Source organism: Streptosporangium becharense (genome assembly GCF_014204985.1).
Lineage (GTDB): Bacteria > Actinomycetota > Actinomycetes > Streptosporangiales > Streptosporangiaceae > Streptosporangium > Streptosporangium becharense.
Map to the genome: position 1 here is coordinate 3128024 of NZ_JACHMP010000001.1, position 20197 is coordinate 3148220.

General features: G+C 72.0%; 18 protein-coding genes. 10 read left to right on the plus strand and 8 right to left on the minus strand.

The features are described from left to right. Nucleotides 1-4 precede the first annotated feature (4 nt). A complete protein-coding gene (locus F4562_RS13380) occupies nucleotides 5-925 on the minus strand; it encodes a hypothetical protein (RefSeq protein WP_184538183.1) in 921 nt (306 codons plus the stop codon). A gap of 399 nt (nucleotides 926-1324) precedes the next feature. Here F4562_RS13380 and F4562_RS13385 point away from each other — a divergent pair, with 399 nt between their 5' ends. The 9 genes from F4562_RS13385 to F4562_RS13420 all read left to right on the plus strand — a co-directional run bounded on the left by F4562_RS13385 (nucleotide 1325) and on the right by F4562_RS13420 (nucleotide 11694). After that, nucleotides 1325-2338: a sugar phosphate isomerase/epimerase family protein gene (locus F4562_RS13385; protein ID WP_184538181.1), complete on the plus strand. Its 1014-nt coding sequence runs from the start codon at nucleotides 1325-1327 to the stop codon at nucleotides 2336-2338. Nucleotides 2339-2467: 129 nt separating this feature from the next. Beyond that, on the plus strand, nucleotides 2468-3349 hold the full coding sequence (locus tag F4562_RS13390) for a transketolase (protein ID WP_184538179.1): 882 nt from the start codon (nucleotides 2468-2470) through the stop codon (nucleotides 3347-3349). Further along, nucleotides 3346-4299 (plus strand): transketolase family protein, encoded by a 954-nt coding sequence (locus F4562_RS13395; RefSeq protein WP_184538177.1) that lies wholly within the window; start codon nucleotides 3346-3348, stop codon nucleotides 4297-4299. The genes F4562_RS13390 and F4562_RS13395 overlap by 4 nt, the downstream gene beginning before the upstream one ends. Continuing rightward, nucleotides 4292-5926: an FGGY family carbohydrate kinase gene (locus F4562_RS13400; RefSeq protein WP_184538175.1), complete on the plus strand. Its 1635-nt coding sequence runs from the start codon at nucleotides 4292-4294 to the stop codon at nucleotides 5924-5926. The genes F4562_RS13395 and F4562_RS13400 overlap by 8 nt, the downstream gene beginning before the upstream one ends. Continuing rightward, entirely contained in the window at nucleotides 5923-6597 is a 675-nt protein-coding gene (locus F4562_RS34215; protein WP_221206117.1) for a DUF2291 family protein, read from the plus strand. The genes F4562_RS13400 and F4562_RS34215 overlap by 4 nt, the downstream gene beginning before the upstream one ends. Next, nucleotides 6594-8141: a sugar ABC transporter ATP-binding protein gene (locus tag F4562_RS13405; RefSeq protein WP_221206115.1), complete on the plus strand. Its 1548-nt coding sequence runs from the start codon at nucleotides 6594-6596 to the stop codon at nucleotides 8139-8141. The genes F4562_RS34215 and F4562_RS13405 overlap by 4 nt, the downstream gene beginning before the upstream one ends. Next, nucleotides 8138-9259, plus strand: a complete 1122-nt coding sequence (locus F4562_RS13410; RefSeq protein WP_184538173.1) for an ABC transporter permease — start codon at nucleotides 8138-8140, stop codon at nucleotides 9257-9259. Before F4562_RS13405 ends, F4562_RS13410 begins: the two co-directional genes overlap by 4 nt. Before the next feature lie 186 nt (nucleotides 9260-9445). Continuing rightward, nucleotides 9446-10459, plus strand: a complete 1014-nt coding sequence (locus F4562_RS13415; protein WP_184538171.1) for a D-ribose ABC transporter substrate-binding protein — start codon at nucleotides 9446-9448, stop codon at nucleotides 10457-10459. Nucleotides 10460-10695: 236 nt separating this feature from the next. Continuing rightward, entirely contained in the window at nucleotides 10696-11694 is a 999-nt protein-coding gene (locus F4562_RS13420; RefSeq protein WP_246473422.1) for a sugar-binding transcriptional regulator, read from the plus strand. 100 nt (nucleotides 11695-11794) lie between these two features. Here F4562_RS13420 and F4562_RS13425 read toward each other — a convergent pair whose 3' ends face one another. From F4562_RS13425 to F4562_RS13435, 3 genes are all read right to left on the minus strand, one after another. After that, complete coding sequence (locus tag F4562_RS13425) at nucleotides 11795-12292, minus strand: hypothetical protein (protein ID WP_184538169.1); 498 nt, start codon at nucleotides 12290-12292, stop codon at nucleotides 11795-11797. A gap of 243 nt (nucleotides 12293-12535) precedes the next feature. After that, on the minus strand, nucleotides 12536-12943 hold the full coding sequence (locus F4562_RS13430) for a DUF4440 domain-containing protein (protein ID WP_184538167.1): 408 nt from the start codon (nucleotides 12941-12943) through the stop codon (nucleotides 12536-12538). Further along, the gene (locus F4562_RS13435) at nucleotides 12940-13854 is read right to left on the minus strand and encodes an SDR family oxidoreductase (RefSeq protein ID WP_184538165.1); all 915 of its coding nucleotides are present in this window, start codon (nucleotides 13852-13854) and stop codon (nucleotides 12940-12942) included. Before F4562_RS13435 ends, F4562_RS13430 begins: the two co-directional genes overlap by 4 nt. A gap of 103 nt (nucleotides 13855-13957) precedes the next feature. Here F4562_RS13435 and F4562_RS13440 point away from each other — a divergent pair, with 103 nt between their 5' ends. Next, nucleotides 13958-14989, plus strand: a complete 1032-nt coding sequence (locus tag F4562_RS13440) for an AraC family transcriptional regulator (protein ID WP_184538163.1) — start codon at nucleotides 13958-13960, stop codon at nucleotides 14987-14989. A 67-nt stretch (nucleotides 14990-15056) separates the two neighbouring features. Here F4562_RS13440 and F4562_RS13445 read toward each other — a convergent pair whose 3' ends face one another. From F4562_RS13445 to F4562_RS13460, 4 genes are all read right to left on the minus strand, one after another. Beyond that, the gene (locus tag F4562_RS13445) at nucleotides 15057-16667 is read right to left on the minus strand and encodes a glycerophosphodiester phosphodiesterase family protein (RefSeq protein ID WP_311733816.1); all 1611 of its coding nucleotides are present in this window, start codon (nucleotides 16665-16667) and stop codon (nucleotides 15057-15059) included. A 110-nt stretch (nucleotides 16668-16777) separates the two neighbouring features. Continuing rightward, complete coding sequence (locus tag F4562_RS13450; protein WP_184538161.1) at nucleotides 16778-17188, minus strand: hypothetical protein; 411 nt, start codon at nucleotides 17186-17188, stop codon at nucleotides 16778-16780. Nucleotides 17189-17668: 480 nt separating this feature from the next. Beyond that, nucleotides 17669-18511: a class F sortase gene (locus F4562_RS13455; protein WP_184538160.1), complete on the minus strand. Its 843-nt coding sequence runs from the start codon at nucleotides 18509-18511 to the stop codon at nucleotides 17669-17671. A gap of 18 nt (nucleotides 18512-18529) precedes the next feature. Beyond that, a complete protein-coding gene (locus F4562_RS13460; protein ID WP_184538158.1) occupies nucleotides 18530-19924 on the minus strand; it encodes a hypothetical protein in 1395 nt (464 codons plus the stop codon). Between the last annotated feature and the right edge of the window lie 273 nt (nucleotides 19925-20197).

The window sequence follows — 20197 nt, forward strand, 5'->3', positions numbered from 1 at the left end:
CCGGTCAGCCCCGGGAGGCGGTGCGGCGACGCAGCACCAGCCCGCCGATTCCCGCGGCGGCCGTCATCAGCGCGCCGCCGAGCATGATGACCCGCGCGTCCGGCCCGGCGTCCCCGCCGCCACCGGTGGCGGCGCCGCCGTCGGGGATCTCCTCGATCTGCCGGGTGGAGGTCCGCTTGGTCGTCGGCTTCGGAGTCGGTTTCGCGGTGCGGGTCGTGGTGACGGTGATCGTCGGCTTGGGCGTGGAGGTGGTGGTGGGGGTGGTGGTGGGGGTCTCCGTCGGCGTGTTGGTGGGGGTGCCCGTGCCGGTCGAGGTCGGCGTACCCGTCCCGACGGTCACCCGCAACGCGGCGGCGGTCGCCTCGGCGGGGTTCGAGACGCTGCAGTTGAGCAGCGTGACGTCGGTGCCGGTCCCGGTGCCCGTGCCGGATTCCAGCAGCAGGGTGAAGGCGTCGGGCTGGAAGGCGACCACGCCGGTCGCGGTGGGCGTCACCGTGATGGTCAGCGGAGGCGGCGTGACGGTCTGGCCCACCGTGGGGGCGGCGGCGGTGGCGGCGGCCGAGCGGAACTCGCTGGCGACCGGCGCGGGCGTGCCGGTCGCGTAGACCTGGATGTCGGCGTCGAGGACGAGGCTCAGGTTCGACGGGGCACCGGTGGGCACGACGATCGGGGAGGCCGCGGGTGCGGCGATCTTCCATGTCGCGGTGAGAGGCGCGTTGGTCGCCGCCGAGACCGGGCCGGTGAGATCCATCTGGAACACGTAGGTCGCCGTCGCGGTGGTGCCGACCGAGCAGGTGTAGGTGACCTGCTTCGGGGCGGCCATGGAGGCGATCGCGGGGATCGCGCCGAAGAGGACGCCCGCGCCCGCGGCGGAGATCAGGGCTGTCTTGACCGCGACGCGGCGCCGCGTCTTGGACTTCAGCACAGCTTCTCCCTATTCCAGATTATTGGTCGATTTTGAAACGGTCATCAGGGCTGACCGACCACGGTAATGGTCCGGGACAGATCCTACGAAGAGAGTTCAGGTGACGCGAGCAGGTCGGCAAAACGGACACAAATTCCCATCCAGCACACAGCAAGAGATCCGTCCCCACCTCAGGCGTCTCCTCCGTCACGAAACGCCTCAACGATCACTCCCCGGAGCCGCCGAATCGGCGGGTGGGAGGCGAGGAATGAGCGGAACAGCAGGTCAACACGGCCGAATGACCCCTATGGCGGCAGGCCGGAACTCGCGGCGGCGCTCCCGGGGGGCGCTCCGGATTCCCTCTCATGTTGCCGAAAGATTTCGTTGACATGTACGCGCGGTGATCCTACCGTCATGGTTATGTCTAGTCACTCGCGCATAGATATTCAAGAGCCGACCTTCGGCGCAGGTATCTGGCACTTCGGGCGGTACGTGGACCGGTACGCGACCGACGGGTACGGCCCGCCGGTCAGCACGCTGGAGGCGATCGACCTGGCTGGGCAGGTGGGTGAGCTGTCGGTGGTGGACCTGACGTTCCCCTTCGACCCGCCGGACCTGCCGCTCGACGACGTGAAGACGGCGCTCAAGCGCAACGGCCTGCGAGCCATCGCGGTCACCCCGGAGATCTACACCAGGCGCTTCACCCGCGGTGCGTTCACCAACCCCGACCCCGAGGTGCGGCGGCAGGCCATCGAGCTCGTCTCCCGGGGCGCCGAGACGGCCCGCGAGCTCGGCTGCGACTACGTGAAGCTCTGGCCCGGCCAGGACGGGTGGGACTACCCCTTCCAGTCCGACCACTCCGAGCTGTGGCGCCTGTCCCTCGACGCGGTGCGCGAGCTGGCGACGAACTTCCCCGACCTGCGCTTCGCCATCGAGTACAAGCCGCGCGAGCCCCGCAACAGCATGGTCTTCTCCTCGGTGACCAAGACCCTGCTGGGCATCGAGGAGATCGGACTGCCCAACGTCGGCATCCTGCTCGACTTCGGCCACTCCCTGTACGGCGGCGAGTCGCCCGCGGACGCGGCGCGGCTGGCGATCTCCCGCGGGCGGCTGTTCGCCATCGACGTCAACGACAACTACCGGGGCTGGGACGACGACATGGTCGTCGGCTCGGTCCACCTCACCGAGACCTTCGAGTTCTTCCACGCGCTGCGCGACGCGGGCTGGGACGGCGTCTGGCAGCTCGACCAGTTCCCGTTCCGGGAGGACTCGGTCGAGGCCGCACGGGCGGGCATCCGCGTCATGAAGACCATCCACCGCGCACTCGGTCTGCTGGACCACGAGGCCCTGGCCGCCGCGCAGCGGGCCCAGGACGCCCTGGCCGCCCAGCGCGTCGTCCAGCAGGCCCTGCTGAGCGCCCAGGCCGGGCAGTGACACCCCGGCGCGACGGCGGCGGCCCGCCCGCGTGCCGCCCCGAGGACCACTCCCGCGAGGACCGCCGCACGGATTCCGGCCGGGAGAAGCAGCGAAACCGCCACACCGAGTTCGAGGAATGGAAACGACATGTTGCCGGCTGATCCCACGCGTTCCGCCGCGTACCGGGAGATCTCCCAGCGGATCCGCGAGAGCCGCCCCGAGGACGCGGTCCCCGAGCTGGAGCGGATCTCCGCCGAGGTGCGCCAGAGCATCGTCCGGATGATCGACCGCGCGCAGCTCGGGCACATCGGCGGTGACCTGTCCGTCACCGACATCCTGGTGGCCTGTTTCTACGGGGTGCTCGCGCTCGACCCGGAACGTCCCCGCTGGGAGGGACGCGACCGGTTCGTGCTCAGCAAGGGGCACTGCGCCGCCGCCCTGTACTCGACCCTCGCGCACTGCGGCTTCTTCCACACCGGCGAGCTGGACACCTTCATGGCTCCCCTGTCGGCGCTCAACGGGCACCCCAACAAGATCAAGGTGCCCGGCGTGGAGACCAACACCGGCGCGCTCGGGCACGGGTTCCCGGTGGCCACCGGATGCGCGCTGGGCGCCAAGCTGGACGGCGCGACGTGGCGGACCGTGGTGGTGCTCGGTGACGGGGAGCTCCAGGAGGGCAGTAACTGGGAGGCGGCGATGACCGCGTCCCACTACGGCCTGTCGTCGCTGACGGTCGTGATCGACCGCAACCGGCTCCAGCAGGGTGCCAGGACCGAGGAGACCAAGACCCTGGAGCCGCTCGGCGACAAGTGGCGCAGCTTCGGCTGGGAGGTCCGCGAGGTGGACGGGCACGACCACCTCGCGCTGCTGAAGGCATTGGAGCGTTCCACGACCGGGCGTCCGGTCGCGGTCATCGCGAACACGATCAAGGGGAAGGGCGTGTCCTTCATGGAGGACCGGGTGGAGTGGCATCACAAGGTGCCCAGCTCCGAGCAGGTCGTCGCGGCGCTCGCGGAGCTGGCGCGATGACCGTCACCGAACAGCGGGCGACCTTCGACTCACGTCAGGCGTTCGCCGAGGAACTGATCTCACTGGCGCGCGAGGACGAGCGGATCGTGGCGGTGTGCAACGACTCCGTCGGCTCCAGCAACCTCGTGGCCTTCCGCAAGGAGTTCCCCGACCGGCTGGTCAACGTCGGGATCGCCGAGCAGGACCTCGTCGGCGTCGCCGCCGGACTGGCCAACGCGGGCAGGATCCCCTTCGTCTGCGCGGCGGCGCCGTTCCTCACCGGCCGCGCGCTTGAGCAGATCAAGGCCGACGTCGCCTACAGCGAGGCGCACGTCGTGCTCTGCGGGCAGAGCCCCGGCATGGCCTACGGCGAACTCGGCCCCACGCACCACTCCATCGAGGACCTCTCCTGGGTGCGCGCGATCGCCGGCCTGGACGTGATCGTACCGGCCGACCCGGTGCAGACCCGTGCCGCCGTGCGCTGGGCCGCCGCCTCCGGAAGGCCCTCCTACCTGCGCGTCCCCCGGTTCAAGGTGCCCGTGGTGACCCCCGGGGACGCCCCGTTCGAACCGGGCAGGGCCGTCCTGCTCCAGGACGGCGACGACGTCACGGTGATCGCCATCGGCTCGCTCACCTCCCGGGCACTGGAGGCGGCGGCGCGGCTGCGCGCGGACGGCGTCTCGGTGCGGGTGCTCAACATGCCCTTCCTCGCCCCGATGGACGAGGACGCCGTGATCACCGCCGCCCGGGAGACCCGCGGCATCGTCACCGCGGAGGAGGCCACGACCAGCGGAGGGCTCGGCGCCGCCGTCGCCTCGGTGGTCGCGACCCGGCACCCCTCCCCGATGCGGATCCTGGGCGTGCCCCGCGTCTTCGCCCCGACGGGCGACACCGCGTTCCTCCTCGACCACTTCGGGCTCTCCGCCGACGGCATCGTGGCCGCGGTGCGGGACCTGCTGGGACATGGCTAGCACCGGCCCGCTCATCCTGGCCGTCGACCAGGGGACGAGCTCCACGAAGGCGCTGCTCGTCGCCCCCGGCGGCCGGGTCGTCTCACGCGGGGCGGCCCCGGTCTCCGAGCGCCAGCCCCGCCCGGGATGGGTGGACCAGTCGGCCGAGGAGATCTGGGAGAGCGTGCGGCGGGCGGTCGCGGACTGCGTCGACCCCGCCCTCGCCCCCCACGTCGCCGGGGTCGGCTTCAGCACTCAGCGTGAGTCCCTGGTGCTGTGGGAGCGGCACACCGGCCGGCCGGTCGGCCCCCTGGTCAGCTGGCAGGACCAGCGCACGACCCGGCAGTGCCTCGACCTCGCCGCCACGGGTGCCGGCGCGCTCGTACGGGCCGCCAGCGGGATGCCGCTGGACCCGATGTTCTCGGCGCTCAAGGCCCGCTGGCTGCTCGACGCCCATGATCCCGACCGGCGGCGTTCCCTGGCCGGCGAGCTGTGCCTGGGCACCGTCGACTCCTGGCTGCTCAGCCGCTTCGGCGGCGACCATGTGGTCGAGGTCGGCAACGCCTCGCGAACGCAACTGATGAACATCGCGACCCGGCAGTGGGACGGCGCGCTGCTCGACCTGTTCGGGGTGCCGCGCGAGGTCCTGCCGCGGATCACCGCCTCCTGCGGCGACTTCCCCGCGTTGCGGGGTCTCGCGCCGCTCCCGGACGGCGTCCCGGTCCTGGCGGTCATGGGCGACTCGCACGCCGCGATGTTCGCCCACGGCGGGTGGCGGCCGGGGGTGGTGAAGGCCACCTACGGCACCGGTTCCTCGGTGATGGCGGTCGGCGACTGCGACGACGCCCCCGGGCTCTGCCGCAGCGTCGCCTGGGACGTCACCGGGCCGGTGCTCGCGGTGGAGGGCAACATCCGCGCGACCGGACGCGCGCTCAGCTGGCTCGCCGAGCTGTTCGGGATCTCCCCCGAGGCCCTGCTGGAGGAGGCCGCCGAGCAGGCCCCGGACGGGGTGCACCTGGTGCCGGCGTTCGGCGGGCTGGGGGCGCCCTGGTGGGAGCCCGACGCGGTCGCGGTGCTGAGCGGGCTGACCCTGGGCACCCGCCGCGGTCATCTGGCGGCGGCGGCGCTGGAGGCGGTCGCCTTCCAGGTCGAGGACGTGCTGACCGCGGTCGAGCGGGCGACCGGTGAGGTGCGGGTGCTCCTCGCCGACGGCGGCCTCACCCGAAGCGCCCGGGTGATGCAGTTGCAGGCCGACGTCGGCGGCAGGGTGGTCTCCCGCTCCGCCGAGCACGACCTGTCGTCCCTCGGGGTGGCCGACGCCGCGGGGCTGGCGGCGGGCCTGTGGACCCTGGCCGACCTCGAAGCCCGGCCCCGCCCGGCGGACGAGTTCCGGCCCCGCGGCGACGAGCTCGACCGCGCGGCCCGGCGCGCCGCCTGGCACGAGGCGGTCCGGCGCTCACGTCCCCGCGGGGCGGAGACGTCTCCGCCCCACACGAACCGGAAGACGTTCCCCCCCGGCGCAGACCGGGAGGCGTTCCCGTCCCACACGGATCGGGAGGCGTTCCCCCCCGGCGCGGATCGGGAGGCGTTCCCGTCCCACACGGATCGGGAGACGGACGGCACCCTGGCCGAAAGGAGTGGCTCATGAGCACGCCGGTCACAGCGCGACCGAGCGGCGGGCGGACCTCCCGCCGCCGGATCCCGGCGCGATGGACGGCCGCCGCCGCGGCGGCGGCGCTGCTGGCGGCCATCGGTCTCAGCACCGAGTACCGCTCGCCGGAGACGGCCGCGGCGGCGGGACCGAAGAAGTTCGACGCGGCGGCGTTCGGCGCCGAGATGTACGAGAGCAAGGTCGTGCCCGCGATCGAGAAGGACGCCGTCGATCTTCCCGTACTGGTCGAGGCCCTGGTCGCCGACAAGGACGCGGCGGGCGAGAAGTATGGGCGCCGCCAGGGCACCAGCCCCTACAGCTTCCCGGTCAAGGGCACCGGCGAGGCCGGCGAGGCGAAGTCCGGCCTGCTGCCGGTGACCGTGCCCGGCCTGCCGGAGGGCACCCGGGTGTCGCTGCAGATCGGCCCGGCCATCAACGGTACGGCGCTGCGCGACGCGGCCGGGTTCATCACCTTCGGGCAGTTCCTCAACCAGGTCGAGTACGCCGACGCGGCCACCTCGCTCAACAACCAGATGCGCGAGAGACTGCTCAAGAACCTGGACGTGGCGGGCCTGAAGGGCAAGAAGATCTCCTTCACCGGCGCGTTCACCCTGCTGAGCCCCTCCGTCGTGACCATCACCCCGGTCTCGGTCGAGGAGGCGTCGTGACGGCGCCGGCCGCCCCGGTGCTGCGGGCCTGCGGTGTCACCAAGGTGTACGGCGGCACGCACGCGCTCAAGGGCGTCGACTTCGGCGTCGCCCCCGGCCGGGTGACGGCGGTGTTCGGTGAGAACGGGGCCGGCAAGTCGACGCTGATGAAGATCCTCGCCGGGATCGAGCACCCCACGACGGGTCACGTCGAGCTGGACGGCCGGCCCACCACGCTGGTGTCCTCCCGCGACGCCGCCGACCAGGGCATCGCGATCATCCACCAGGAGCTCAGCCTCTGCCCCAACCTCAGCATCCAGGACAACCTCTTCCTGGCGCGCGAGGTGTCGGGGGGGTTCGGGGCGATCGACCGGAAGTCCCAGCGGGCCACCACCGCGACGATCCTCCGCAATCTGGAGGAGGACATGGATCCCGACCGGTTGGTCGGTGACCTGAGGCTGGGTCAGCAGCAGGTCGTCGAGATCGCGCGGGCCCTCCTCCAGGAGGCCCGAGTGCTGATCATGGACGAGCCGACCTCCGCGCTGACCGCGCACGAGGTCGAGGTCCTGTTCCGGGTCATCCGGGAGCTCACCGCGAGCGGCGTCGCCATCGTCTACATCTCGCACCACCTGGACGAGGCACTGGAGATCGCCGACGACGTCGTGGTCCTGCGCGACGGCCGGCTCGTCGCCAGTGCCGGCGCCGACGAGGTGGACATCGGCTGGATCGTCGAGCAGATGGTCGGCCGGGACCAGGACGCGCTGTTCCCGCACCGCACCCCGGTCCTCGGGGAGGAACTGCTGACCGTGCGCGACCTCGTGGTGGCGGACCCGGCCAACCCCGACCGCCTCGCGATCGACCGGCTCTCCATGACCATCAGGCAGGGCGAGATCATCGGGATCTACGGCCTGATGGGCTCCGGCCGCACCGAACTGCTGGAGGCCCTCGCCGGCCGGGTCCCGACGCTGGGCGGTGAGGTCCTGCTCGCCGGGGCCCCGCTGGAGGAGCCCGACATCCGCCACCGCATCGAGCAGGGGGTGGTGCTGGTCCCCGAGGACCGCCAGCGCGACGGCCTGGTCCAGACGATGTCGGTCGGAGAGAACCTCTCCCTGGCGGGCCTGGCCGCGTTCGTCCGGCGGCTGTTCGTCTCCCGCGATCGGGAGCGGCAGGCCGTCGAGCGGATGATCACCGATGTCACCGTCAAGACGGACGGCCCCGGCGCGGCCATCGGCTCGCTCAGCGGCGGCAACCAGCAGAAGGTCGTCATCGGCAAGGCGCTGCTGACCGACCCGCGCGTGCTGCTGCTCGACGACCCCTCACGGGGCGTCGACGTGGGTGCCAAGGCCGACATCTTCGAGCTGATGGCGGCTCAGGCACGACGTGGCCTGGCCGTCCTGTTCACCACTTCTGACGCGGAGGAAGCGTTGCACATCCCCGACCGGCTGCTGGTGCTCGTCCGCGGCACGGTCGCCGGCGAGTTCCGGCGCGGGGAGATCAACCGGGAGGAACTGATGAGTGTGTCGGATGGCGCCGCCCTCGACGCGGCCGGAGGTGGTGAGCGATGACGTCCCCGGGCACCACCGCCGCACCGCGCACGACGGACCCCGCGGCGCCGGAGCAGGCCGCCGCGGCGGCGCGCCGCCTGTCGCTGTTGAACGCCCTGTTCGAGCTGCGCGCCTTCATCGCGCTCGCCGTCCTGATCGTCGTCTTCGGCCTGCTGTCGGACTCGTTCCTGACCGTGCCGAACCTCATCACGATGACGAAGCACGTCGCGATCAACGCGGTGATCGCACTCGGCATGCTGCTGGTCATCCTCAAGGGCGGCATCGACCTGTCGGTCGGCTCGATCGTCGGCCTGTCCGGGGTCGTCGCCGGTGAGCTGCTCCAAGGGCTCAACCTGGGCTTCCTCGACCTGATCGCCTACCCGCCGGTGTGGGGCGTCATCGTGCTGTGCGTCGCGGTCGGCATGCTGGTCGGCCTGGTGAACGGGGTGCTCGTCACCCGGTTCCGGGTCGCCCCGTTCATCGCGACGCTCGGCATGCTGTACGTGGCGCGCGGCGCCGCACTGCTGATCTCCGGCGGTTCGACCTATCCCAACCTGGCCGGAAACCCCGAGCTCGGCAACACCGGGTTCGGGCTGCTCGGCAGCGGACGCCCGCTCGGCCTGCCCACCTCGATCTGGATCATGATCGTTCTCGCCGTCCTGGTCACGCTGCTGCTCGTCAAGACCCCCTTCGGCCGATGGCTGTACGCCACCGGCGGCAACGAGCGGGCGGCGGAGCTGTCCGGCGTGCCGATCAACCGGGTCAAGACGGCCGTCTACGTGATCTCCGGCGCGTGCGCCGCGGTCGCCGGCCTCATCATCGCCTCCGAGCTGACCTCGGCGGCGCCGCAGGCCGGTGAGACGTACGAGCTCAACGCGATCGCGGCGGTCGTCATCGGCGGCGCGGCGCTGAGCGGGGGACGCGGGACCGTGCGCGGCACCCTCCTCGGCGCCTTCGTCATCGGCTTCCTCGCCGACGGCCTGGTCATCCTGGGCGTGTCGACGTTCTGGCAGATCGTCATCAAGGGAGCCGTCATCATCCTCGCCGTGATGCTGGACCAGGGCCAGCAGCGGTTCAAGCGGCGGGGGGCCGCCGTCTCGGCGGTGGCCGCCAGCAAACAGCCGGAACCGGCGTCCTAGGGCGGACGGGCCCGCCCCGTCCGCGCACCACCGGTCCACCCGGCCAGCCGGCCCAGCCGGATCTCCCCGGCCCCGACGGCGAGCAGCCGGGCCGGCCGCCCTCCGGGGCGGCCACCTCACCCCTCATCCACAGTGCAGTTCACCACCTTCCGGAGGTCGGAGATGTCCGTTCCCATCCTTGAGTCCATGCGTCGCCGCGGTGTCGGCCTCGCGCTCTCGCTCCTCGCCGGCACCTCGCTGCTGGCGGCGTGCGGAAGCACCGGCGCACCGGCGCAGAGCTCGCCCGGCGCGCAGGCGGTCTCCGCCAGCCCGACCGGCGGAGGCGGCGGCCAGGCGGGCGGGCTGATCGCCATCATCACCCCGTCCCACGACAACCCGTTCTTCAAGGCGGAGGCCGACTCCGCCAAGGCCAAGGCCGAGGAGCTGGGCTACGAGACGTCGGTGGCCTCCCACGACGACGACCCCAACAAGCAGAGCGAGCTGATCGACGCCGCCATCTCCCGGCAGGCCAAGGCGATCGTCCTGGACAACGCCGGTGCCGACGCCTCGATCGGCCCGGTCCGCAAGGCCACCGAGGCCGGCGTGCCGGTCTTCCTGATCGACCGTGAGATCAACGCCACCGGCGTCGCCAAGGCGCAGATCGTCTCCAACAACTCCCAGGGTGCCCAGCTGGCCGCCCAGTCGTTCGTGGAGGCGATGAAGGAGAAGGGCAACTACGTGGAGCTGGTCGGCAAGGAGTCCGACACCAACGCCAGCGTGCGGTCCAAGGGCTTCTCGGACGTGATCTCCCAGTACCCGGACCTGAAGCTCGTGGCCAAGGAGAGCGCCAACTGGGACCAGCAGGAGGCGTTCACCAAGATGGAGACCATCATCCAGAAGAACCGCGACATCCAGGGCGTGATCGCGGGCAACGACACCATGGCGCTCGGCGCGGTGGCCGCGCTCAAGGCCGCCGGGATGCTCGACAAGGTGGTGGTCGTCGGCTTCGACGGCAGCCCCGACGCCATCGCCGCGATCAAGGCCGGTGACATGCACGCCACCGCCCTCCAGCCGGCCGCGCTGGCCGCGCAGAGCGCCGTCGAGCAGGCGGACGCGTTCATCAAGAACGGCTCCACCGGCAAGGAGGAGAAGCAGTCCATCGACTGCGAGCTGGTCACCAAGGAGAACGCCGACGAGTTCGGCGTCTTCGGCCGGAAGTGACCGCGGTGCGGGGACGGGCCGTCCGTCCCCGCACCCCGTCCCCGTACGGCCGGGTCCGGCCGCCCGTATGTCCGGGCTCGCCGGGCGCGGAAGGGATCCGAGCGGTACGCTGAGTCGTCGGCCGCGGGTGAGAAGGAATTCGGTCCTCCCCGCACGCCGCCACCGGCTCCGCGTCACCCCCCGTCGGGCGGATCGAAGACAGAGCCGGTTTCCACACGTCGAACAGGAGGCGGTGCATGGTCGTCCCCGACATGGGGCGGATCCACGGCTCCGGCCGCGCCGTGGCCACAGACCATCTGCGCCTGCTGGCGCGCGTGGCCCGGATGTATCACGAGCAGGGCATGCGGCAGCCGGAGATCGCCGCGGCGCTCAGCATCTCGCAGCCGCGCGTCTCCCGCCTGCTCAAGGAGGCCATCACCAGGGGCATCGTGCGCACCGTGGTCGTCCTCCCGGAAGGTGTGCACACCGAGCTCGAAGAGGACCTGCAACGACGGTACTCGCTGCGGGACGCCGTGGTGGTCGACGCCGACGGCGCCCAGGGCGACGTCATCCCGGCCCTGGCGTCCGCCGCGGCGGCCTACTTCGACACGACGTTCAAGGGCGGCGACGTCATCGGCATCTCCTCCTGGAGCGAGACGCTGCTGGCCGCCGTCGACCGCATGCACCCCAAGAGCGTGCAGGTCGCCGACCGCGTCATGCAGGTCGTCGGCGGCGTCGGCAGCCCCGAGGCGCAGGTGCACGCCACCCGCCTCATCAGCCGCCTGGCCGACGTCACCCGGGCCAGGCCGGTCTTCGTCCCGTCGGCCGGCGTCGTGGGCACCCCCGTGATCCGCGACGCCCTGCTCCAGGACGCGGCCGTCGTCGACGTCATGTCCCAGTGGCGCGAGCTGACCGTCGTGCTGGTCGGCATCGGCAGCCTGGAGCCCTCCCCCCTCCTGCTGCGCAGCGGCAACGCGGTCAGCCAGGCCGACCAGGAGGAGCTCCGCTCCCTGGGCGCCGTCGGCGACGTCTGCCTGCATTTCTTCGACGCCGACGGCGACGTGGTCGACTCCGCCTTCGACCGGCGGGTCGTGGGGATAAGCGTCGACACCTTCCGTTCCGTGCAGCGCCGCGTCGCCGTCGCCGGCGGCCAGCGGAAGTACTCCGCCATCAAGGCCGCCCTCCGGGGCGGCTGGATCAACGTGCTGATCACCGACCTGGAGGTCGCCCGGCGCCTGCTCGCCGAGCCGATCTGACGGCGGGCGTCCGAGCGGCATGCGATCGGGCCGTGCCCGCCCCACCCGGTGCGACCCCGCACGGCGCGGTGCCGTGCGGGGCCGGGAGGGGCGAACGGCCTCAGAAGGCGTCGCCCCAGCCGCCGCAGTCGTCGAACTTGTCCGTGCCCTCGCACACCCGGATCTTGAAGTCGTCGAAGCCCTTGCTCGTGCGGAACCCGCCGAACTCGGCGAAACCCGCGTGCCGGAAGGTCTTGAACACCTTGGTGTGGTGACCGGAGCGGTCGTGCCAGCGGAACCACACGTAGCTGTAGTGGCGGTCCCGGTCCCGGTCGACCAGATCACCGTAGAACCAGTACCGGCCACCGGTCTTGACCCAGTAGCCCTTGAAGTACGAACGCTTGCCGAAGCTCTCCCCGCCGCCGAACGCCGAGTGGTACGGGCCGAAGAAGTGCTTGCCACCGAGCGCCGCCGACACCGCCGGAGCGGAGAGCGGGGCCGCCGGGACGGGCGCCGCGGCCGGGACGGTGGCCGCCGTCGCCGCCGGAGCCGCGAGGCCGCCGGCCAGCAGCGAACCGGCCAGGGCGGCACCGGCGAGCAGAGCGCGTGTCGGGTTCATGGTCTTCCTCCTGTGGAGCGTGTGCGGTCCGTTCCGACGCCGCTCACACTAGGAAGTCACCCGCCCTCCTTCTGCGGAGGAATACACACATAATCCCTGATGTGCACTATTACGGATTACGCCTTCTTCCGGACCGCGACCGGCCGTGCCGGCGCGCACTCACGGCAGGACCGCGCGGAGCACCACGGTGACGATCGGCAGGTCGAACACGGGTCCCAACCGTGTTCTCAAAGCGTCACCGGATCACCGGGAGACCCAGGTCTCGTGCAGGTGGCGCAGGAGGAAGCCGCCGGGGGCGGCCGGGTCGCGCAGCAGCACGACGGTGGAGCGGCGGGCCGCGCCGCCGGCGCGGTGCGACTCCCGGTAGGTCGCCACGAGCAGCGGGCCACCGACCGCCACCAGCTGCACCTCCCGGATCTCGATCACGAGCCCGGGAGAGGTGCCGTACGCGCTCTCGACCGTGGTCAGCACCCGCTCGCGGTCGAGCACCGTGCCGTCCGGCTCGACCATCGTGAACCCCGGCCCGTGAGCGTCGGCGAAGGCCGCGAACTCCTCAGGCGTGCGCGGCGCCTCTCCCGACAGCCAGCGCTCGATGACCCCGTGCAGCCGGACGATCTCCGCCCGGCACGCCGCCTCGTCCGCCGCGCTCACCGGCCCTGCCCGGCGAGGGCGGGCCAGGGCTGGGCGGCGATCCAGTCGCGCAGCGGCGTGAGCCGGATGCCGAGACGCTCCTCGACCTCGGCGGGGCCACCGCCGTACAGCGCGGGGCCGCTCTCCGCGACCCAGCGGTACGCCGCCGCCACCTCCGTCGCGGGCGAGGCGCCGATCGCGTACGCCAGGCCCGCCTCGAACTCGGCGGGATCCTGGGCGACGTACTCGACCCGCCGACCGAGCCCGGCGCCGAGCGCCGCGGCCAGCTCCGGGCCGGTCACCACGTCGCCTCCGCCGATGTCCAGGACGGCGCCGGCCAGGCCGTCGCGGGTGAGCGCGGCCGCGGTCGCCGCCGCGAGGTCGGCGTGGCCGAGCCAGGCCACCGGGGTCTCGGCGGGCAGCGGGTAGCTCAGCACGCCGTCGTGGACGATCGGCCCGGCCGCCCAGGGTGCGCACAGGTTGTCGAGGTAGACCGGCGGACGCAGGACGACGGTGGGCACGCCCGAGGCGAGCAGTGCCTCCGCGGCGGTCCGCCGGGTCTCGAACGCCGCCACCCCGGTGACGGCCTCCGGCACGCGGTTGCCGGTGTTGAACACCAGGCGTTCCACCCCCGCGGCGAGCGCCGCGTCGGCGACGTTGCGCACGTACGAGGCCGACGTCTCGGACTCGTACACCATGGGCAGCAGCACCGACGCGTGCGTCACCCCCGCGAACGCCGCCTTCAGCCCCGCGGAGTCGCCGAGGTCACCGACGACGGGCTCGACCCCCTCGGGCAGGCGGCCCGCGGCCTCCCGTGAGCGGATCAGCCCCCGGGTCTCGTGACCGCGCGCCGCCAGCAGCCGGGCGACGGCGCCGCCCTGCGCGCCGGTCGCGCCGATCACAAGACAGCGGAATCCTCCATCAGACGCCATCGAGCACACTCCCCATCTGGTCGACTCACCTATGAAGACCAGTTTCGAGGCCCGGCACAGTACGCTCGATAAGCAAGAATCCCTTGATTTTTAAGGATCGTCCATGGAGTCCGATGACGACCTGCTGAGCGATCTCCTGGCCCCGTTGCGCCTGCACGGCCTGTTCCACAGCCGGTGGTCGGCGCGGGCGCCGTGGGGCGTCGCGGGTGAGAGGGAGAACTGCGCGATCCTGCACTACGTCCAGGAAGGCGAGTGCACGGTGGAACTGCCGGAGACGGCCGGGCCGATCCGGCTGCACCCGGGTGACCTGGCGGTCTTCCCGCACGGCAGCGCGCACCGGCTCGCCGACCGGCCGGGCAGGGCCGCCGTCCCGCTGGACACCGTGGTCCCCGGGCGAGCGCCGGGCGCCGTGCGCGCCGTGGAGATCGACGGCCCGGGTCCGGTGACGACCATGCTCTGCGGCGGTCTGCACTACGACGGTGTGGCTGCCGCCCCGCTGTACCGGGCGCTGCCGCCGGTGTTCGTGCTGGACCGCGTGGCACTCGCGAGGCAGCCGCTGCTGGATGGCACGCTGCGGCGCCTCGCCGAGGAGTGGACGCACGCCGAGCCCGGTGGGCGACTGGTGGCGTTGCGTGCTTTCGAACTGGCATTCGTGCTGGCTCTGCGCGTGGCGCTCAGCGAGCTGGCCCCGGACGAGCCCGTGCTGCGCGCACTGCGCCACCCCGCGATCAGCAGAGCGCTGCTCGCCGTGCACAACCGGTTCGCCGAGCCGTGGACGCTGGAGTCGCTGGCGGCGGAGGCGGGGCTGTCGCGCTCGGCGTTCGCGGCGACCTTCCGTGAACTGGTCGGGGAGTCCCCGATGCGCCACTTGACCGCCCGCAGAATGCAGGAGGCGGCGCGGCTGCTGACCGACACCGAGTTGACGCAGGGCCGCATCGCCGAGCGTGTCGGCTACCACTCCGGCGTGGGCTTCCATCTCGCTTTCCGCGCCTGGTCGGGGCGGACCCCCGGCGACTACCGTCGCGCGCACACCCCCGTTGCGGGCCGGCCGCCTGCCGTCCGCACCCGGCCTCCCGCTCTCCGCCACGCCCCGACCGGGAACAGGGACGGCGGCCAGGTGCCCGCAGGCACCTGACTCCGGTGGGAGACGCCGGAACGGCGGGGCAGGGTCGCCCGGACGGCCGGCCCCGGATATCGGAGCCCTACACGCTGCCGGCGGCTTCCCGGGACGCACTCGCGCCGGAGCTCGGCCGGACTCCCCGCCCGGTGGTGTCCCGGGCGCCGTACCGGCCGGCGCGCAACCTGTCCCGGGCGGTGCGGGCGACACCGGGATCATCGGCGAAGACCCCGTCCACGCCGAGGCGGTACAACCGCCTCAGCCACCCCGCCACGTCCCCGGTGGCGCGCCGGTAGGCGCGTGTGCCGGGTTCACCGCGCCGGTACTCGGCCGGGAGCGACGCGTTGTGGCTGCGGATCGTCGCGACGTGCACCAGGAGGTTCTGCCGGTGGGCGTCCCGCAGGAGCGAGGTGGGTTTCCCGAGTCTCCCGCCGGGGCCGGCGGCCAGGATCCGCCTGGTGGACACCCCGATGCCGTCAGCGTAACCGGCGATCTCCCGCAACCCCTCGGCGGTGGTGAGGTCGTCGTAGGTACGCGGGTCGTCCACCGCCATCAGGTCGTAGGGGGCGCCGGTCGCACCGATCAACTGGATCAGCCGCAGCCGCGTGACGGGACGGAGCTCCCGCAGGATGCGGGTCTCGAACGACTGGATGAACACCGGATCCTGCGCGTCCTCCCAGCCGTGCCGGCGGAAGGTCTCCAGCAGCGGTTTCTCCAGGGGCAGCCCGATCGAGGCGAAGTAGCTCGGGGACTTGGTCTCGGCGTAGACACCCACGCCGTGCCGCTGCGCGAGCCGGATGATCTCGTCCAGCGTCGGGATGAGCGCCACCCCGTCGTAGGCCGTGTTGTCCCGCCGCCGTTTGGGGTAGCGCTCCATGGCCCGCAGGGTGCGCAGCTCAGGCAGCGTGAAGTCCTCGGTGAACCAGCCGGTACTCCGGCGGCCGTTCACGATCTTGGTTGTCCTGCGGCCGGCGAACTCGGGGTGGGCCTCGACGTCGGTGGTCGCCGAGAGCTCGTTCTCGTGCCGGGCGACCAACACGTGGTCCTTGGTGGAGACGAGGTCGGGCTCGATGTAGTCGGCTCCCATCCGGATGGCGGCCCGGTAGGACATGAGCGTGTGCTCGGGCCGGAAGGCGCTGGCGCCGCGGTGCGCGATGACGATCGGCGCACGGTCGTCACGGTCCGGCCGGGTGGCCACGGGGAGTGCGGACCAACCGACCGCCGTCCCCCGCGACAGGCGGTACCCCGCCCCGGTGGACCGCGTTCCACCGAACCGCGTGCCCATGGCGCCGGCGGCCCACGGCCGCGCACGCCCGGTGCCGGCGGACCACGGACTCCCGTGGCGCCTGGTGGTCCACCAGTTCCCGTGACGCCTGGTGATCCAGCCGTCCGCCCGCCCGGACGACCGGTTCCAGTGCCGCTTGGCGGGTCTGTCGGAGCGCCGGAACTTCCAGCTCCGGTGCCGCTCGGCCGCGCCGCTCCTCTGCCGCCCGACGATCACCCGCCCCGGCCGGCCGACCGACCGGTCCCCGGGCCGCTTGGCCGTCTTGCCTTCCGGCTGCCTGTGCCCCGCCTCTCCCGGCCACCCGAGCGTCCAGCCCGACGGTCGGTCGCCCCCCGCTTTCGGATTCTGGACGGCACCGGCCATCGCCATCCCTATCACCACGGCCAGCACACCGGCCCGCGTCACGCTCACCCGAGCACCCCCCGACTCGTCCTTGTTCGGGGGGCATACCTATACGAATAGCTCTCTACCCGGATCGTCCAGGCGGCTAACGACGCCCGGGCCCGCCTACCAGGCGATGCTCAGACGGCGGGCGGCCACATCCCCGGCTGCTGCGGGGCCTGCCACTGCGCCATGCGCTGCCGGGGCACGATCCTGAAGCGGTACACCGCGAGCAGGACGGTGCCGCCGATGACACCCGCTCCGGCGCCGCCGGCCAGGTACCACCCGCCATCGGACTGGGTGAAGTACTCCTGCTGGTCGAGTTCGGCGAAATTGGTCGACCGTCTGGCCTCCGCCAGCAACTCCTCGTACTTCGCAGGATCGGTCTCCTTGACGGTCTCCGCTTCGCTGATCAACTCGGACGCCCTCTGGAGGCTGCTGTCGATCCGTTCCCGCGTCTCGCTCGCCCGGGAGAGCGCGACACCGCTCAGCACCCCGGCGCCCAGGCCCGCCACCAAAAGCACGGCGCCCAGCCACGGCACCCATTTCATGACCATCACTCCCGTATCGGTTCGCGTACCGCTGAGCGCGGTGCGGGGGCCGGCGACGCCCGAGATCCGGGAAGGACATCGGCCGCCGGGACGGGCTGCCCCCGCGGCACGTGCAGCCGCACACCGGCCGCGCTCCCGGCAGCCGGCTCGGTGAGGCCGTCGCATGCCGGGTCGTCACCCCCGCCCCGGAGAACGGTAGTCCCGCGCCGGTTCCGGCGGCACCCACCGTCCGGCTGATCCGGCATCCCCCACCAGAGTGATCCGGAGACCGGACCGTCCGTGCTCGCCCGCCGGCGCGGGCCGTGACCGGGCGGCGGGCGGTGCCGTGTCGGGAACCCGGTCATCACCCGGCGCGGGCCCGCGAGACGGTCCGGCAGGGGCCCGCGAGACGATCCCGGGCCCGGAAGGACGGTCCAGCAGGGGTCAGCGAAGCGGTCGGCGTGGATTCGGAAGACGGCCAGGCGCGGGCCCGGGAGGCGGTCAGGCGCGACGGGTCTTGGAGAGGGTCGCGTAGACGATGATGTTGTCGGTGTAGTGGTGGGTCTTGCTGTTGTAGACGCCGCCGCAGGTGATCAGGCGGAGAGTGGCCTCGCCGGTGTTGCCGTAGACCCGCTTGGACGGGAACGCCTGCTTGCTGACCTGCTCCACCCCGTCGACGGTGAACTCGACGACGGTGCCGTCCGAACGGGACACCTTGATCTTGTCGCCGCGCCGGATCTCCTTCAGGCGGCTGAACACGGCGGCACCCTTACGGGTGTTGACGTGGCCGAGGATCACCGAGGGCCCCTGCTGCCCGGGGATCGGGCCGTGCTTGTACCAGCCGGCCTGGTTCGGCCTGCTCAGCGGAGGGGTCTGGATCTCGCGTCTGGCGTCGACCCCGAGCGCCATCAGCGGGGCCAGCACGCCGATCTTGGGGATGGCCAGCCGCCGGGGCTTCACTCCGTCGCTCTTGAGCGGCGGCGGGGGTGCGACCACGGGCAGCGGCGGCGGCGCCGTGGGCGCCGCGGGCGTCAGCGGCACGTCCAGACCCCCCGGGCCGACCGAGGACGGCAGGACTCCGGCCGGGTTCTGCACCTGCGGGCCGCCGGCCGGGGCGTTCTGCGGCGGCAGGGTGCTGTCGGCCGCCAGCGGCACCGGCGGCCCGTACGTCTCCTCGTCGACCGCCGGGGTGAGGTAGGCGAGCAGCCCCGCCATGATCACCCCGACCCCGCCGAGCGACCCGGCCACGAGCAGCGCGGGCAGCAGCATGCCGCCCTTCCGCCCCGGCGCGGGACCGCCGCCGTGGTAGGGATCGGGACCACCCTGCACGGGTCCGTGGTACATCCGAAAAGCCCCCTTCAGCTACCCCTGGCCGCGCGCGTGCGCCGCCCGCCGCCTGATCAACGCCACACCGCCGAAGACGCTTCCGGCCACCATGGCCGTCCCCGCCCCGACGAGCCCCAGCCCGGAGCCTCCCTGGTCCGGCGCCTCACCCGTCTGCGCGCCGCCGCTGGGCGTGATGATCACCTGCGGCGTGGTGGGGGTGGGTCTGGTGGGGGTGACGGTGGCGGTCACCGTCAAGGTCGGCTTGGGGGTGGAGGTGGTCGTGCTGGTGCCCTTCGCCCCGCCCGGCGGCGGCGTCGTGCCGGTGCCCGTGGGGGTCGAATTCGTCGGTCCGGGGGTCGTGGGACCGCCGGTGGGAGTACCCGTGGAGGTGGTCGTGGGAGTGCCGGTGGGAGTGATCGTGGGGGTTCCCGTCGGGTCCACCGTGCCCGTCGAGGTGGGGGTGGGAGACTGGCTCGCCCCGTCCGAGATGACGACGTTCACCGACACCGGCGCGCTGACGAGATCGCACGTGGCCCGGTACTCGTTCGGCGGGTTCTTCAGCTCCCTGGTGATCACCCGGAAGGCGTCGAGCTGTGCCCACTTGCCGTGCTCCTCGTTCACCACCTGGATGGTGTGCTTGCCGTAGTCGAGCCCGAGGAAGCGCCACAGCGTCAGCCCGCCCCGGTTGGCGTCGTTCGACGGCGTGCCGTCGGGCAGCTTGGAGGCGTCGACGGAGGCCGGTGTGGCGAGCTGTCCGTCGATGTAGAACTTGACCTTGCCCGCCCGGTGGTCGCGCTGGGCGACGTACTCGATTCCGGTGCCGGTGAACTGGAGGGAGGCCCTGGCGTTCCCCTCCACCGTGCGGTGGATGTCGTGGTGGTGGTCGTTGTTGTTCGCCGGCTGGTCGTTCAGGTCCTCCCAGTAGCCCGTCTCGTACTGGACCCGCGGGTCGTCGTCGTTGACCATGACCTCACTGGCCGGCGGCGTGAAGTCCACGAACAACTTCCGGGGCGTGACCTTGAGGGTGCCCGCCGCGTGGGTGTGGGCGGCGTCGGCGATCCCCTCGGGGAGCTTCAGGATGGTGCCGGGCTGGAGCTGGTTGGGCTGCGTCACGCTGCCGATCGGCTGCAGGACACCGGTCCAGATGCCGGAGAGCTGCACGTTCCCGGTGACCTTGACCTGGGCCCCCGGCGCGAAGTAGTCGGGCGAGCCGAACCGGGTCGGGTCCTGCATGTAGCCGAGCTTCCAGCCGACGCTGAGCGGTTCGCCGACCTTGAGCGTCGTGGGGATCGACACCCTCGTCCGGAGGTTGACCGTGCCGCCGTTCAGCGCGATCCCGCCGGTGCACTTGTAGTCGACCACGAGTTCGGCGTTCTCGGCGCGCGCCGAGCCGGGAGACAGCGTGGCCAGCGCACCGGCCACCAGGCCCACGACGGCAACCGCGACAGACCTACGGACCCCAGACCGCCACCGAACCACCACATACTCCGATCACGAGGGCCGCCGGCCACAGGCATGCCCATAGCAAACCAGGGTAGATCGTACGGTTTACCCCTCTTCGGCGCAGCGAGATGCCGCTTTCCCCCGAAGACCGTGGCGGAGTTGTGATCTGCCCTTACCACCCCGTTTCCCGGCCGGCAACCTGAGCAGCCGGTATGGGTGTACCTGGAAGTAACAGAATTGTATTCTGTATCACGGATCCCA